This window comes from Azospirillum sp. B510 (assembly GCF_000010725.1).
Classification (GTDB): Bacteria; Pseudomonadota; Alphaproteobacteria; order Azospirillales; family Azospirillaceae; genus Azospirillum; species Azospirillum lipoferum_B.
Genome location: NC_013856.1, coordinates 226,530 through 242,198, shown reverse-complemented (window position 1 = coordinate 242,198; position 15,669 = coordinate 226,530). Strand labels below are relative to the sequence as shown.

Below are 15,669 nucleotides of genomic sequence, written 5' to 3'. Positions count from 1 at the left end.
CTACTTCGTTTCAGTGACGGGCGGCAATTCGCCGACCAGCCAACGGTCGGCCGATCTTGTCCATGGGGACTCCGCTCCGATGGCTTCCGGCAGGGACACGGTGACCGCCACACTGGTGCACAGCGTCTCACCAACACGCGCTTCGACAGTCACGTCGATCCAAACGCAGCCGGTCCGGTCCTTGTCAACTTTAGTCACCGTTCCGCATAGCACCATCAGATCTCCGGGACAAATCGAGATCTTCATCCGGTAAGCCATGCGCGCCAACCGCGCGATGGGACCGGCCCAGTCCGTGATGTAACGGCTGATCCAACCGCCCTGGGTGGGAGCATTGAGGAAGATATCCCGCGTGCCGATCCGCTTGGCCCATGCGAAGTCATGGTGCTGCGGTTGCCAGTCGCGCGATGCGGATGCCCCAAGCACAATGGTGGTTGCCGTCACCGGAATACGCAAGTCCGGCAATCGGTCACCCACCTTCACCCGATCCGCAGTCAGGGAGTGGTAGCTTGTTGCCATGATCATCACATCCTGTTGTAGGAAAAGAAGCGATAGCGCTCGATGCTTACCAACTGCTTGCGCTGGTTCGAATACCGCACCTCGACGGTCCAGGACCGCCCAGTGCCAAGGCGGTTGGTGCGCTCTTCGCCGATACTGAGAATACGCGCATTCACCGTCAACCGGTCGCCAAGCCGCAGCGGTTCGTAGAACTCGCTCTCGATGCCTGCGGCGATCCCCTCCTTCAGGCCCGTGAACTCCTTGAGGGCGAAATGCACCTCCAGGGGCAGACGAAGAGGCGCCCGGGTTTCCGGCGCCTCCACGCCATGCACGTCCCATATTTCGGCCGGATGTTTCGGCGACCAGCGGTAACTCGTGGTGAATGCCAGCGCCATCGGCGGCGGGGCGACGATGCCACCGGCGATTTCCGAGGCCACCGCATCGTGCCAATATATCGGATTTGCGTCTCGAACCGCCTCGAGCCAGTGGTCGATTGCGCCGCGCTCCACCACCAAATCCGAATCGGCTTCTATGGAAAAGCCCTCCCAACCCTCAATAGTCTTGGGATACTCGATAGGATGCGTTGTCATAGCCGCCATCGCTCAGATAGGATTCAAATAGGGTGAAGCCGGCCGACAGCGATGCTCCGTAGATTGCCGTTTGCATCCGCATGATCAGCGCGGATAACAGGTTTGGCACAGGCACGCATGCCTGACAGGAGTGATCGAAGCTCGCCATATGGCATGGATGTTCCCGTTCCGCGAGCCGGACAGCGCCCCAGCTTGGTTTCAAGGCTTGGTGTTCACCTGCGAGAGCATGCCTTCGGGTCCGGCATCGTGCGGAACGATATGCGTGCCGTAGCGGATGCCAAGTGGTCGTTGCGTTGGCTGGTATGCGTGACAAACTGCTGCGACCTCCACATCGGCAGCTGTCAAGGAACCATCGTATACGATGGTTCGTCCACCCGAGACGAAGACGGCACGGCGCAGGACGAACGCCCTCTCGGCTTCCCTCAGTTCCATGGACTCGCTCCATTCGCGAAAGCCGCGGTCGGTCGAGTGGCCGGCATAGGGGGCAGGACCAACGATATCGCTGGCACCGGTCAGTTCCCACGTCATCACGGGCGCCTCGTCCTGGCGCAGAACCGCGCGTCGCCGATATTCGTCGGGCGCCCCCACCTTCTCCACCGTCGCATGGTACCGCCGATGCTCGCGCCCATCCAAGGCATGCGCGAGCGCTAGCCCGGCGAGATCGAACAAGTGCGTGCACTGAAGGCGCATCTCAATCAGACGCCCGACATCCGAAGGTCTCGCGACGAGCGGCTGGCCGATAAGGGCTCGCAGGGGCTCCACCGCCGACCGACAACTCGTCCACGGAGTGCGCAGCGACACCGATCGCACATCTCTGACCATTGTGCCGTCATGCACCACGGTCAGGCCGAAATGATGGAAATCATCCTCCAGCCATATGACAACCGTCTCGGAATCCCAACTCCGCATATCGATGAGGCGCCGGAAGCACCCTTGAAAGGGAACTGTTTTCAAAACCACGCGGAACCCTTTCCTTCAATTGCGCAGAGGTTTTCCAGTCTTCAGCATGTGTTCGATCCGGCTTTTGGTCGTCGCTGTTTGGGCCAGTTCCATCACCCCGTCGAGTTCGAGAGCATAGATCGTGTCTTCCGACACCGGGCGCGTCGCATCGGCGCCACCACCTGTCAACACCCGCGACAATACGGTACGGACAGCGACGTCCGCATCGCTGATGCGGCCGGCTTGGCGTTCGCCATGGATACCGTTCATCAGTGACGCCAACCCGGTCAGACCGGGCGACATGATTTCGGCCGGGCCTGGCGGCGAATAGCCGCGTGCCAGCCGGACGGCCTCATCGCGGGCGCGGTGCAGTAGATGGGCGCGGTTCATGACGATAAGATCGCTCGCACGCAGGATGCCATCCGCATGGGCATCGAGTGCCGACGACGACAGCTTGGCCGCCGCGACCCCGTCGAACACCCGAACCGGGCAGGCGACAGGTCCTTTCACTCCATCGTCGGACATGGCGCGCAGCAGCCTTTGAGCACAGCCGCCCCAGGCAGGTATCAACCCGACATTCACCTCGGGTAGGCCAGCCGTCAGTTCGGCATGGGCGACGATTCTATCGCAATGCAGCAGAAGTTCACAGCCCCCACCAAGCGCCAGCCCGAACGCAGCGCCGACCACCGGAAAAGGAGCATGCCGGAGTGCTTGAAAGCTGCGTTGGCCACGCGCGACGAAAGAGCGAAGCCCCGCAAAATCTCCCCGCTCGATACGCTCCAGCAGAACCGCGAGGCTGGCTCCGGCCGAAAACGCACGCTGATCGTCGTTCCCGATCACAAGCCCCAGGAAACCGGCCGGCACCGCCTCCAAAGTCTCTTCTATCAGGTCGAAAACCCCATCATCAACGATATTCAGCTTGGTTGTCAGCTCAAGGCAGGCGACGCCATCGCCAATGTCCCACAAGGCCCCCGATTCGTTACGCCGCACCGGCGCCCCGTTGTCCTTGACGTCGGACAGCGCCAACGTACCCGCCCTCCGCCGCTTCGGCGCCCGCGACCCGTCGCTGCGCGTCACCGTCCGCCCACCGTCAGCGTAGAATCCATCGGCGGCGGCGGCCAGCTCGAGCAGGCGCGGAACCGCCTCGCCCTCGGCCTGCATCCGATCCGCCAGCCAGCGCGTGCCAACCGCATCGGCCAGCGCAAACGGCCCCCGGCGCCAGCCATAGCCCAGTTCGAGCGCCGTATCGATCGCGGTCACGTCATCGGCAATCTCGGGTGCGACAGCGCTGGCATAGCCCACGATGCGCTTGAGCACCGTCCAAGCATAGCGTCCGCAAGGATCGTCATCGGCGCACAGACGCCTTAGATCGTTGCCTGCGGCGGTTAGAGCGGCCGGCGGCTCGGATTGTTCAGGTCGGTATGTCAACGAGGCGAAATCCACCACCTCCCGCCTCTTTCGGTCCTCGGGGGACTGCCGATAGAAACCTCCCTTGCTCTTCTTGCCAAAACGGCCTTCTGCGATCATCGACCGGAACGTCGCGTCGGCGGTGATGGCGTAGCGTTGCAGACCATCGTTCTCGGGCAGCGTGTCGATCAGGCTTCCCCAGACCAGCGGCACCAGGTCGATGCCGACCAGATCGAAGAGGCCGAAGATGCCGGTCCGCGGCACTCCGAAGGGTGCACCGGCGACGGCGTCGGCGTCCTCGGCGCTCAGGCCATGAGCCATCGCCTCCATGGCGGCCATCGCCATCCAGTAGCAGCCCATCCGGTTGGCGATAAAGCCTGGGGTGTCACGACAGACGATAACGCTCTTCCCAAGCAATGCCTCCCCCGCCCGCACCACCGCAGCGTCTTCGGCGACGCCGACGACCTCCAGCAGTCGCATGTGTCGCGGCGGGTTGAAGAAATGCGTGATGGCAAAATCCTTGACGAACGCCTCCGGCATCCCTGCGCACAGCCGGGCGCGCGACAGGGTCGAGGTGTTGGAGGAAACGATCGCTCCCGCCTTGCGAACGGCCTCGATCCGGGTGAACAGGGACTGCTTGATGGCAGGATCCTCGATGATGGCCTCAACGATCCAGTCGGCATCCGCCAGCAACGCAAGATCATCGTCGATGTGTCCGGGGGTGACCAGAGCGGCGGCGGAGGGATGCATGAAGCCACCTGCCTTCATTTGGCGATCGATCGCCTGCCGGGTAAGAAACCGCCGGTCTGCCACCCCGTCCTGCGCCATATCGAGCAGCGCCACCGGAACACCGGCATTGGCGAACTGAGCGGCAATGCCGGAGCCCATGGTTCCAGCCCCAATCACGGCCGCCTTGCGGATCATCGCCATCACGCAGCCTCCACGACCATGGCGACGCCCATGCCGCCGCCAATGCACTGTGTTGCCAGTCCATAACGGCCGCCGGTGCGTTTCAGGATCAAGGATGCCTTTCCGAGCAGACGGGCGCCGGTCGCCCCCAAGGGATGCCCCAAAGCGATCGCGCCACCATCGATGTTGAGCTTCTCCTCGGGGATCTCCAACTCGCGCCGGCAAGCCTCGGCCTGCGAGGCGAATGCCTCGTTCATCTCCACCACGTCCACATCATGCATGCCGATGCCCGCACGCTTGAGAGCCTTCCGGCTCGACTCCACCGGCCCCATGCCCATGATGCCCGGCGCACAACCCGAAACGGCAAAAGAAGCGATCCGGGCGAGCGGTGTCAGATTATGGGTCTTCAGGAACTCGGCCGACGCAATCAGCAGCGCCGTCGCACCGTCGGTCATTGGGCTCGACGTGCCGGCCGTGACGGTCCCGCCTTCCAGAAAGCAAGGCTTCAAGGAGGCGAGCTTCTCCAGCGAGGTTTCCCGCACGCAGCCGTCCGTATCGACGGGTTGCCCCCCGACCTCAATCGGCGCGATCTCCGCCGCAAGACGGCCGTCGCGTTGGGCCGCCACCGCTTTCAACTGGCTGCTCAAGCCGAAACGGTCCTGCTGCTCCCGGGAAATTCCGTAAAGCCGCGACACGCGCTCGGCGGTCAGGCCGACATTGCAGAAATCAGCCACCTGATCCATAGTCCAGGACGGATGCGGGGACAGGTTGAATCCCATCATCGGCACACGCGACATGCATTCCGTACCGCCGGCGATGAAGGCGTCGCCCGCGTTCATCGCCAGCATGCCCGCGGCCATCTGCACCGCCTGGATGGCCGATCCGCACCAGCGGTTGACCGTAGCCCCACTGACCGCCTCGGGCAACCCGGCCATCAACCCGACGACGCGGCCCAGATTGATGCCCTGCTCTCCTTCGGGGAAGGCGCATCCCCAAATCACATCTTCTATCGCGTCACCTGGCACGCCGGTGCGGGAGAGCAACGTCCGAACAACATGCGCGCCGAGGTCGTCGGGCCGGACGCCGGCCAGGGCACCCTTGCGCGCGAAGGTAAATGGAGAGCGCACATAGGCGGCGATATAGGCGTCACGAGTCATCATCGGGCTCCTTGGTCGGCGAGACGAGAATCAGCGGAAGAAGGAGGCTGCCGCGGCAAGTTGCGTGCGGCATTCGCCGACCATGCGCTCGAGCAGCTCTTCGCAGGATGGGATATCGTCGATCAGCCCGACGACCTGGCCGCCCCAGATGAGCCCGTCATTCACGTCGCCGGTCTCCAGCGCCTTGCGACCACGCGCGCCGGCGACAAGGTGATGGATCTCCTCGAAACGGACGCCGCCTTCGCGGCGCTCCATGGTCACCACCTCGTCGGAGATGGGGTTCTTCAGGCAACGCCCCGTGTTTCCCAGTGTCCGCAGGATGAGGTTGGTGTCCCGCTCGGTCCGCTGAACCATCGCCATTTTGATATTATCGTGGATCGGCGCCTCCTTGGTCGCACAGAAGCGGGTGCCCATGTTGATGCCCTCGGCCCCCAACACCAGCGCCGCCGCCATGCCCCGCCCGTCGCCGATGCCGCCCGATGCGATCACCGGAATGCGCAGCGCCTTCACCGCCGCCGGGATCAGGATCAGGCCGCCGATGTCGTCATCGCCCGGATGGCCGGCGCATTCGAAACCGTCGATCGAGATCATATCGACGCCGTTGCGTTCGGCAGACAGAGCGTGACGAACCGCGGTGCATTTGTGGACGATCGTCAGACCGCCGGCCTTGGCCTTGTCGAAGAATGCCCTGGGCGCGTTGCCTGCGGTTTCCAGCACCTTGACGCCCGTGCCAATGATGACGTCGAGAAACGCCTCGTATGGCGGCGGATTCGCCGAGGGCAGCATGGTCAGGTTTACGCCGAACGGCTTATCTGTCATCTTGCGGCACCGCTCGATCTCGGAGCCGAGCGCGTCGGGGGTCGGTTGGGTCAGCGCGGTGAGAATGCCGAGCCCTCCGGCATTGGAAACCGCCGAAGCCAGTTCGGCACGGCCGACCCACATCATCCCGCCCTGGATGATCGGGTAGCGGATGCCGAATTGCTCCGTCACGCGAGTCGTGATGGTTGGCCGATCGAGCGCTTCGCTTGTGGTCACTGCCGTGTTCCTTTCATTGCCCTACGAACCGCGGCGCGCGCTTCTCGAAGAACGCCGCCAGCGCCTCATGAAAATCCCGGGTTCCCGCCGCCCGAACGAAGGACGCCCCTTCGGCATCGAGTTGGGCGGCGAGGGAGGTGTCGAGGCTCGCTGTCAGCAGCCGCTTGATGCCTTGCACGGCGAGCGGCGCAGAGTCGGCGAGTCGGCGCGCGAGATTGCGCGTTTCACTGTCCAGCTCGGCCCGCGGCACGATTCGATTGACGAGACCGAGCCGCAACGCTTCATCCGCGCGGATCGTGTCGGCGAGCAGGGCGACTTCCATAGCCTTGCGCATGCCGAGCAGGCGCGGCAGCGTCCAGGAAGCGGAACAGTCCGGCGTGGCGGCAACCCGGACATAGGCCATGTTGAACGCCACGTCATCGGCGGCGACGGCAAGATCGGCCGCCAAGGCCACGCTCATACCCGCACCGGCAACCGCTCCCTGGAGGCAGGCGACGACAGGCTGCGGCGCCGACCGCAAGCGCAAGATCGCGGCATGCATCGGCTCGATCAATTGCGTCGCCGCTTTGGACGCATCAGCACCGGCGTCGCGGAAGTAGGTGAGGTCTCCCCCAGCGACAAAGGCTCGACCGGCGCCGGACAGCAGGATGACCCGAACGGATCCATCGCTGGCCGCCAATTCCACCGCATCCCGAAACGCGCGGGCCGCCGCGACGTTTATGGCGTTGAGCGCTTCCGGCCGATTGAACTGAATATCGGCTATGCCGTCCGCCACGGACAACACGACCGGCGCGCGTTCCTCCGACATCATCCGGCGTCCCTCAACGACCCACGAACTTTGGCTGACGCTTTTCGGCGAATGCCTTGATGGCTTCGCCGTGATCGGCCGTCGTCATCGACGCCAGTCCCTCGTAGCTCATGCCGACATCCATGAGCGCATGCGCCAATTGCTTCAAAGGAATGTTCACTGTGGCCTTGGTCCAGCGCAGGGATTGGGCCGGCAATCGGCTCAGGCGATCGACATAGGCGTCAACGGCTGCATCAAGTTCGGCAGCCGGAACCGCAGCATGGATGAGCCCGATCTCGGCAGCCCTCTTGCCGTTGATCTTCTCCCCGGTGAAAAGATGATGCTTGGCCCGCGCATAGCCGATCAACTGCGGCCAGATGATCTGACCGCCGTCACCGGCGATCAGACCGACATTGTTGTGGGGGTCCGCAAGACGTGCCTCTTCTGTCGCAATGACGACGTCGCAAAACAGCGCGACCGTCGCACCCAGGCCTATGGCGTCGCCATTGACCTTGGCGACGACCGGCTTATCGCAATCCAGCAGGCTGTAAACAACCTTCTTCGCCTCCCGGATCCCCTTGTAGAACTCGACCGGGGTATCGCGCAGACGCTGCATACCCAGAATGTCGCCGCCGGCGCTGAACGCGCGGCCCGAACCCGTCACGACGATGATGTCGCTCTCAGGGTCTTCGGCCACGTCCGAAAAGACGGTCGAGAGCTCGGTATGGGAGCGCTCAATGAAGGAGTTGAGCTTCTCCGGCTGATTGAAGATCACGGTAAGCACCCGGTCCCGGCGTTCGAACCGGATCGTTTCGTATTTGGCGAATTCCATCGCGCGCGTTCCTCGCATCGATCTTGAGGCATGGGTCGGATACGACTGGCTGGTCGGCACGCCAAATTGTGCGCCGGCCCTTTGTTCGCACCATCCGTGAGAACTGAGCAATAGTCAGCTTAACAAACACTTTAGTTCATCAGCACACGTTCCGCAACCTATTACCTAAATTGAATTTTTTTGGAGGAAAGCCGCTTTTCCAGTATCAACCATATGCAATCGAATGAGAATAACTGATTAGATATCAGTTATAATCGAGCACCTCAGGGCTTGAACATCCCGTCGGATCAGTGCTGCCACGCTATAACTCCCCCTCCGTAACCACATGGATGGAGCCTGAGGCACGCGCCGCGATCTGACGCAGGAGGTCGGAAAAAAAGGCGAAATGCTCATCCATCCGCTCCGCCGGGGCGGAAAGACCGAGAGCAGCTGCGACTTCGCCGTCCGGCCCGAAAACAGGCGCGGCAAGCGCCGACGTGCGTGGCACGGTCTCGCCGATGCTGCTCGCCACCTTGGTCACCGTAACCTCGTCGAGAATGGCGTTGAGGCGGGGTACGCTGGTTATCGTATCCGGTGTCCGCCGCCGCAAAGGCGTATCGGACAGGTAAGAGTCCCGCCAACCGCGATCCCCGAATGCCAAAAAGACCCGACCGGCCGCTGTGCAGAACAACGGCGCGCTGCTGCCCGGCGGCACGACATAACGCAGCGGTTGCGAGCTGTCGATGACGAGCGTGAAGACCACCCGCTTACGGTCACCGTCCAGGATGGCGAGCGTGACCGTCTCGTGGCTCCGCCGCGCCAATTCATCAAGGTAGGGACGCAGATGAGCGGTGCTCGACCAGCGTTCCATGATTGTCGCCGCCAGAAGGAAAGCGCTCGGCCCCAACCGATACCCGTTGTTATGCAGTACAAGAAAATCCTGCGCCACCAGCGGCCGCAGCAAGTTCAGCAAGCTGCTTTTCGGCGCGACCAGTTCCTGGCTCAGTTCGCTCAGACTGAGGTCGTCCCGAGTCGCCGCAAGAAGCGCCAGTATCTTCAGGAGGCGTTGTGTGGAACGGGGACCGCCAGCAACGTCATTGTCGCCGTTGCGGCCGTCCACGGCCTCCATGTGCTGTTCATTCTGAAGTTCCATGCTCGGTGATCCGATCCGGTAAGAGGAGAGTCAGATCGCACCGTTGCGCTTCAGGGCGTCCACCCGATCCGGCTCCAATCCGAGCCATTCGCGAAGCACTTCGTCATTATGCTCCCCAAGCAGCGGCGGCGCCAATCGGTAGGTCGGCGGCGACTCCGACAGTCGAACTGGGCTGGCTGCCGTCCGCACGATGCCCAGAACAGGATGCTGCTGCTCGATGACCAGCGCCCGCTCCGCCACATGGGGATCGAGTTCCAGGTCACCCATCTCATTGATGGGGCCGCAGGACACCGTGTTTTCGTTCAGGATCGCCACCCACTCCGCCTTCGTCCGTCCGCGCAACGCCGCAGCGACCGCCTGTTTCAGCGGCTCGCGGTTGGCGACACGGGCACTCATCTTGAAGAAGCGCGGATCGTCGGCCCACTCTGGATGCCCCAGGGCACGCGCCAGTCGAACGAACTCGCGATCGTTGAAGGTGGCGATCAGCAGGTGACCGTCATCGACCGGAAAGACCCCGTACGGCGCCGCACTCGGATGGTCATTGCCGGTGCGTCCCAATGCAACCCCGGCATTGAACCAAGCCGAAAAGGTGTTGAGCATCACCCCTAATTGCGAGTCGAACAGAGATACATCGACATACTGTCCTTTTCCCGTTTCATGCCGATGATGAAGCGCACCGAGCACGCCGATCGCACTGAACAGACCGGTGACGATGTCCGCAATCGGAATCCCGACGCGGGTTGGCGCCGCGCCGGGTTCGCCGTCGCGCATACCGGTGACCGACATGACCCCGACCATCGCCTGCACCAGATAGTCGTAGCCAGACCGCGGCGCATAGGAGCCGGTCTGACCGAATCCGGTGAGTGAACAGTAGATCAGGCGTGGGTTGAGCTGACGCAGACGCTTATAACCCAGCCCATATTTCTCCAGGGTACCGGGTCGGTAGTTTTCGATGAAGACATCGGACTGTGCCGCCAGGTCGCGGACGAGTTGGGCACCCTCCGGCCGGGCGTAGTCAACGGTGATCGAGCGCTTGTTCCGGTTGACGGACTGGAAATAGGTCGATTCTTCCGTGTTATCGCTGCCGTCCGCATTCTTCATCCAGGGCGGGCCGACGCGCCGGCAATCGTCGCCCTCGCCCCGGCGCTCGACCTTGACGACATCCGCCCCCAGATCGCCAAGAATCTGGGCGCCGTACGGTCCAGCCACAACCCGCGACAGATCGAGAACCCGAATTCCCGCCAGCGCTCCGCCGCCCGTATTCGCCGATTGCAAGCCCATAATACTCTTCCTTCGTCCTGATCAAAGGTTGCGCACAGATTCACACGGAACGGCTACCGCCCACTCCCATGCCCAGCACCGCGCGCGCCATAATGTCGCGCTGGACCTCGTTCGTTCCGCCGAAGATCGTAACGGGCCGCGCCATCATGAACTGCCAATGCAGGTCGGCGATTGTGTTGCCAACCCGGATATCGCCGATCACCCCTCCCCGCTCCCCAACGACATCGACATTGAATTCGGTGATGCGCTGGAGCAGTTCGGAAACGAAGATCTTGAGCGCGGAAACTTCGGGACCAAGCTCTCCCCCACGGGCCGCGAGATCGCAGATGTCCGCATACAATCGACGATAGTCGTGCATGTCGGCGGCAAGCTCGGCCAGGCGATCGGTGGTAGCCGGGTCGTCGGCTAGCCCCATCTCCTCGACCAGACGTTCGGCAAGCGCCAGCGCCTTACCGGCAAGCGCCGGTGAACCAAGCCAAATCCGTTCATGGCCAAGCAAAGTCTTGGCCACCGACCAGCCCTTGTCGAGTTCACCGACCAGATTTGCGACCGGGACCCGGACATCGTCGAAAAACACCTCGCAGAACTCATCCTCGCCTGCGAGATTGTTAATCGGGCGCACGGTGATCCCGGGCGTTTTCAGGTCAACCAAAATAAAGCTGATGCCCTGTTGCTTCTTTTCATAACGCCCTGTCCGCACCAAAAGGAAGATGTGCGTGGCATCGTTGGCATGAGTGGTCCAGATCTTCTGGCCATTGACCACGAAGTGCTCGCCGTCCCGGTCTGCCTTGGTACGCAGGGACGCCAGATCGGAACCAGCGTTCGGTTCGGAATAGCCTTGGCACCACACATGCTCGCCCGACAGAATGCGCGGCAGGTAGTAGCGCTTTTGCTCGTCGGTGCCATAGTACATGAGCACAGGGCCGAGTTGCGCCTCGCCCAGATCGATGACCCTCGCCACGCCGATCCGCTCGAACTCTTCGCTGTGGATGAGCTGCTTCCCCAGAGACAGGCCAAGCCCGCCATACTCCCGTGGCCATGCCGGAGCCCGCCAGCCATGCTCATGCAGCAGGCGCAGCCAACGCAGGTGGTCGGCTCCGCGAAGACGCCGGAACGGGCGCCGGTGGTCCTGCCGGTATTCCTGGGGATAATAGGTTTCCAGCCAAGTGCGCAGGTGTCCCCGGAAAGTCTCGTCGTCCAGCGCATCCAGGTCTGCGCTGATCGCGCCATTCATCGGGAAGGTCTCAGACATGCGCGCTCTCCAACGCTCGCCGTTCGGACAGGAAATGCCGCCGCAACACTGTGGGCGTGCCGAGCCAGGAGGACAGGTGGAGCGCCGAACGCAGGTAATGGCCGATGTCCACCTCTTCGGTAAACCCCATGGCCCCATGCAACTGCACCGCGGTTCGACCAGCCTTCAGCGCCATCTCGCCCGCCCGCGCCTTGGCCGCGGCGGCGGCCATCGTCCGTTCGGCCGATTCCTTGACCCGTGCCGCATACCGGATGCTGGACCGCGCCAACATCACACCGATGTGCAGATCGACGCAGCGATGTTGCACCGTTTGAAAACTGCCGATCGTGCGCTCGAACTGCTGACGTCCGCCGACATAGGCGATGGTCTTCTCCAGAACTTCCGCGGCGCATCCTGCCAGTTGCGCAGCCACCGCCACGCGGCCGGCATCAACGGCGGCGGCCGTCGCGGCCGATGCGCCGTCCCCAGACAGCAGCGCGCCGCCGAACAGGATCGTGGCTTCTTGAAAGCGCACCCGGCTCAGACTGGCGCCTGCTCCCGCCGCCGCCTTCTCGATATGGATGCCGGGGGACGCGGCATCGACCGCAACGATCGCTGCCTTGCCGGCGGCGTCCTGCGCGACCACCAAAAGGAAGCCGTCATCTTCGATCGCCGGCACCGACTCCAACGAACCACTGATTGCGGAACCGGACAGAGTGACCGCACCGCCGCTCGGAGAAGCCGGATGGGCAAACGTCAGTACCCGTTCTCCACCCGCCAGGGCGCGTGCCAGCATCGACCGTCCCTCGCCTGTACAGGCTGCGATCAAAGTGCTGGGGATCACCACGGAAGGCACGAACGGTTCGGCCACCAGCTTACGTCCAAAAAGTTCGGCCAACACGCAGGCCTCCGGCAGACCCAGGCCAGAACCGCCCAAATCCTCAGGCAACATCAGGGCAAGCCAGCCCATGTCGGCCATCTCGCCCCACTGCGCGCGGTTCACTGGGCGAGGAACATCGAGCTGGCCCCGCAGGCTGGCAGTGACGTCGCGCCCTTCCAACCAGCCGACCGCGCTCTCGCGCAGCAGGACCGAAATCTCGTCTTCGTTAGTCATGGTTCCCTGCGCCTCGGTCAGGTGGCGATGGTAAAGCCGCCGTTGACGGACAGGATCTGTCCCGTGACATAGGACGCCGCTTCGGAAAGCAGGAAACACACCGGAACCGACACCTCTTCCGCCGACGCCCAACGCCCCATGGGAATCTGCTCCAAATATTTGGCGCGGAAGCGTTCGTCGGTGCGCACGGTTTCGGTCATGGGGGTTTCGACGACGCCGAAGCACACCGCGTTGCAGCGGATGCCAGCAGCCGCCCACTCGCGAGCCGCCGTCATCGTCATACCCATCAACCCGGCCTTCGCCGAAGAATAGTTGATCTGCCCAAGGCTCCCGCGACGACCGGCATCGGAGGAAATGTTCACGATCGCTCCTGGCGTCTTCGAACCTGCCTTCGCCTGCGCCAGCATCTGACGGCCAGCCGCCTGGGTGAAATAGAAGGCTCCGTTCAGGTGCACGTCCATGACCTGGCCCCACTGCTCGACGGTCATTTTGTCGATCATCGCCGGCCGCGTGATGCCGGCATTGTTCACCAAACCATGCAGCCCGCCAAAACGGTCCACCGCCTTCTGCACGGCCTCGTCGGCAAAGGCCCGATCCGTCACGCTACCGACCAGAGGAAGAAAGCGAGAGCCATGCTCGGCAACCGCGGCTTCAAGCCCTTCACTCTTGAGGTCGAGACCGGCGACAGTGCCGCCAAGCGCGATGCAAAGGTCGGAAACCGCCCGACCGATCCCCTGTCCTGCGCCGGTAACCAGGATTGTACGTCCCTCAAGGGACATGGGATTAATCATGGATATACCTCAAAGAGAATATGTGGGCGCCCCGCTGCAAGCCACGAGGAGACCTTGCCAATCCGGGGAGGAGCCGGCATGACGAGCGGGTTGCGCAATACGCCGATCATGCCATTGTTCATCTATAGAAACAATGTTCATTTTATTGCTCTGGCGCCGAGGTCGATAAGCGCCAGGACCCGCATCGAGCTAGCATCGCATGGCCACCGCTCTTTGCGAAGCAGATTGGCCGAGCTCAAAGCGGCGTTGAGAGGCTGCGTCCAATCTGAAATCCGTCAGCCAGTTCCTCCATCAAACAGTCGCGCCAAAATCCAACAACCCGGCTTCGGATCCCCCTAGCCCGGACAATTCACCTGAGCTGAAGCTGGGGCGGCGGGCGCGAGGTTAAGCCGCTGAATTCGTGTATGACTCTGGTGCTGAAACAGTCTCACCACGGATCAACGGAGTTCACGCCCGCCATGCCCGAGAGTACCGGGGTTCTGCCCGGCTTGTCGCTGGTTGCCGGCAAGCCGGTTCTCGCCGCCTTCGATGGCGGCCGTCTCACCTCCGACGCCGGTGTCCTGCTGCTGGCGGAGATCGACCGGCGGCTTGGGTTCTGCGAGCGTCTGGCGCGCTGCATAGAGGATCCCCGCGCTCCCGAGCGCATCCAGCACACGCTGTCGGAGATGATCCGCTTCCACGCCCTGCTGATCGCCGCCGGCTATCCGGACGCCAACGACTGCGACACCCTGCGCAGCGATCCCGCCTTCAAGATGGCGGTCGGCCGGCTGCCGGAGAGCGGAGGCGACCTGTGCTCGCAACCGACCATCGCCGGCTGGAGAACCTGCTCGGCCCGCTGGCGCTCAAGCGCATGATGGCCGCCATGGTGGAGCTGTTCTGCGACAGCTTCGCCACGGTGCTGCGGCACATCGTGCTGGACATCGACGACACCGAGGACCGCGTCCACGGCGCCCAGCAGTTGTCCCTCTTCCAAACCCATTACGATGGGCGCTGCTTCCTGCCGATGCACATCTACGAGGCGACAACGGACAAGCCGGTCGCCGTCATCCTGCAGCCCGGCAAGACACCGGACGGTGCCGAGGTGGCGTTTGTGCTGCGCCACGTCGTGCGCGCCATCCACGCCCACTGGCCGCGCGTCGATATCCTCGTGCGCGGCGACAGCCATTACGGCCGCCACGAGGCCATGAGCTGATGCGAGCGCAACCGCATTGCGCTACGTCTTCGGGTTGGCCGGCAACACGGTCCTGCTCGGGCGCGTCACCGATCTGGCCGAGGACGCCGCCATGGGCCGGCTTGGCGGGGAGGCGGACAAGGTTCGGCGTTTCGGCGAGTTCCGCTACGCCGCCCGCACCTGGAAGGTCGAGCGGCGGGTCATCGCCCGGATCGAGGCGTCGGCCCAAGGCACCGACACCCGGTTCATCGTCACCAACCTGACCGGCACGCCCAAGGCGCTGTACGAGACCATCTACTGCGCACGCGGCCAGATGGAGAACCTGATCAAGGCACACAAGCTGCACCTCGCCTCCGACCGGACGTCGTGCAGCAAGGCAACCGCCAACCAGCTCCGGTTGCTCATCCACACCGCCGCCTACTGGCTGCTGCACACCTTGCGCGGCTTGGCGCCGAAGGCGTCGTTCTGGCGCGAGGCGCAGTTCGACACGTTGCGCCTCGGCCTCATCAAGGTGGCGGCGCGGGTCACCGAGATGGTGACGCGCATCAAGGTGTCGCTGCCCTCCAGCTTCCCTTACCAGGAAAGCCTCGCGGTGCTGGCCGCCCGCACCGTCAAGTTGCCGCCGTGAACGCCAGCGCGACGTGCCCCTGAACGAACCTGTCCACGCAACCCTCCAGCCCCGTAATGCCGTGCCGTTGGCGCCACCCATCGACGCGCCTTCGGGCAGCCGTTCCAAAACGTCGATGAATGATCCGGGCTATGTAGTCACCATGGCGTCTGGACAGGCCGTTGCCGCTC

At 63.3% G+C, this 15,669-nt stretch carries 14 protein-coding genes and 1 pseudogene; 1 reads left to right on the top strand and 14 read right to left on the bottom strand.

The features are described from left to right. The 14 genes from AZL_RS22450 to AZL_RS22390 form a co-directional block, all read right to left on the bottom strand. Entirely contained in the window at positions 1-516 is a 516-nt protein-coding gene (locus AZL_RS22450; protein ID WP_012976734.1) for a hypothetical protein, read from the bottom strand. A 5-nt stretch (positions 517-521) separates the two neighbouring features. Further along, the gene (locus AZL_RS22445) at positions 522-1,085 is read right to left on the bottom strand and encodes an FAS1-like dehydratase domain-containing protein (protein ID WP_158306009.1); all 564 of its coding nucleotides are present in this window, start codon (positions 1,083-1,085) and stop codon (positions 522-524) included. Then, the gene (locus tag AZL_RS36395; protein WP_158306008.1) at positions 1,048-1,233 is read right to left on the bottom strand and encodes a hypothetical protein; all 186 of its coding nucleotides are present in this window, start codon (positions 1,231-1,233) and stop codon (positions 1,048-1,050) included. Before AZL_RS36395 ends, AZL_RS22445 begins: the two co-directional genes overlap by 38 nt. Before the next feature lie 50 nt (positions 1,234-1,283). Further along, positions 1,284-2,045 (bottom strand): DUF2889 domain-containing protein, encoded by a 762-nt coding sequence (locus tag AZL_RS22440; RefSeq protein ID WP_012976732.1) that lies wholly within the window; start codon positions 2,043-2,045, stop codon positions 1,284-1,286. A gap of 15 nt (positions 2,046-2,060) precedes the next feature. Continuing rightward, positions 2,061-4,361 carry a 3-hydroxyacyl-CoA dehydrogenase/enoyl-CoA hydratase family protein gene (locus tag AZL_RS22435; protein WP_012976731.1) on the bottom strand — a complete coding sequence of 767 codons (2,301 nt, stop codon included), beginning with the start codon at positions 4,359-4,361 and terminating at the stop codon, positions 2,061-2,063. Next, positions 4,361-5,500, bottom strand: coding sequence for a thiolase family protein (locus AZL_RS22430; RefSeq protein ID WP_012976730.1), 1,140 nt, complete (start codon positions 5,498-5,500; stop codon positions 4,361-4,363). Before AZL_RS22430 ends, AZL_RS22435 begins: the two co-directional genes overlap by 1 nt. Positions 5,501-5,527: 27 nt before the next feature. Beyond that, the gene (locus tag AZL_RS22425; RefSeq protein WP_042445322.1) at positions 5,528-6,499 is read right to left on the bottom strand and encodes an NAD(P)H-dependent flavin oxidoreductase; all 972 of its coding nucleotides are present in this window, start codon (positions 6,497-6,499) and stop codon (positions 5,528-5,530) included. A gap of 46 nt (positions 6,500-6,545) precedes the next feature. After that, positions 6,546-7,343 carry an enoyl-CoA hydratase/isomerase family protein gene (locus AZL_RS22420; protein ID WP_012976728.1) on the bottom strand — a complete coding sequence of 266 codons (798 nt, stop codon included), beginning with the start codon at positions 7,341-7,343 and terminating at the stop codon, positions 6,546-6,548. A gap of 10 nt (positions 7,344-7,353) precedes the next feature. Continuing rightward, entirely contained in the window at positions 7,354-8,151 is a 798-nt protein-coding gene (locus AZL_RS22415) for an enoyl-CoA hydratase/isomerase family protein (RefSeq protein ID WP_012976727.1), read from the bottom strand. 301 nt (positions 8,152-8,452) lie between these two features. Next, on the bottom strand, positions 8,453-9,283 hold the full coding sequence (locus AZL_RS22410) for an IclR family transcriptional regulator (protein WP_012976726.1): 831 nt from the start codon (positions 9,281-9,283) through the stop codon (positions 8,453-8,455). A 30-nt stretch (positions 9,284-9,313) separates the two neighbouring features. Next, the gene (locus tag AZL_RS22405; protein ID WP_012976725.1) at positions 9,314-10,564 is read right to left on the bottom strand and encodes a CaiB/BaiF CoA transferase family protein; all 1,251 of its coding nucleotides are present in this window, start codon (positions 10,562-10,564) and stop codon (positions 9,314-9,316) included. Between the two features lie 40 nt (positions 10,565-10,604). After that, positions 10,605-11,816: an acyl-CoA dehydrogenase family protein gene (locus AZL_RS22400; protein ID WP_247894454.1), complete on the bottom strand. Its 1,212-nt coding sequence runs from the start codon at positions 11,814-11,816 to the stop codon at positions 10,605-10,607. After that, positions 11,809-12,909, bottom strand: coding sequence for an acyl-CoA dehydrogenase family protein (locus AZL_RS22395; protein ID WP_012976723.1), 1,101 nt, complete (start codon positions 12,907-12,909; stop codon positions 11,809-11,811). Before AZL_RS22395 ends, AZL_RS22400 begins: the two co-directional genes overlap by 8 nt. 17 nt (positions 12,910-12,926) lie before the next feature. Beyond that, positions 12,927-13,700 carry an SDR family NAD(P)-dependent oxidoreductase gene (locus tag AZL_RS22390; RefSeq protein ID WP_012976722.1) on the bottom strand — a complete coding sequence of 258 codons (774 nt, stop codon included), beginning with the start codon at positions 13,698-13,700 and terminating at the stop codon, positions 12,927-12,929. Between the two features lie 458 nt (positions 13,701-14,158). Here AZL_RS22390 and AZL_RS34690 point away from each other — a divergent pair. Beyond that, positions 14,159-15,499: pseudogene (locus AZL_RS34690) on the top strand (IS1380 family transposase). The last annotated feature ends 170 nt before the right edge of the window (positions 15,500-15,669 follow it).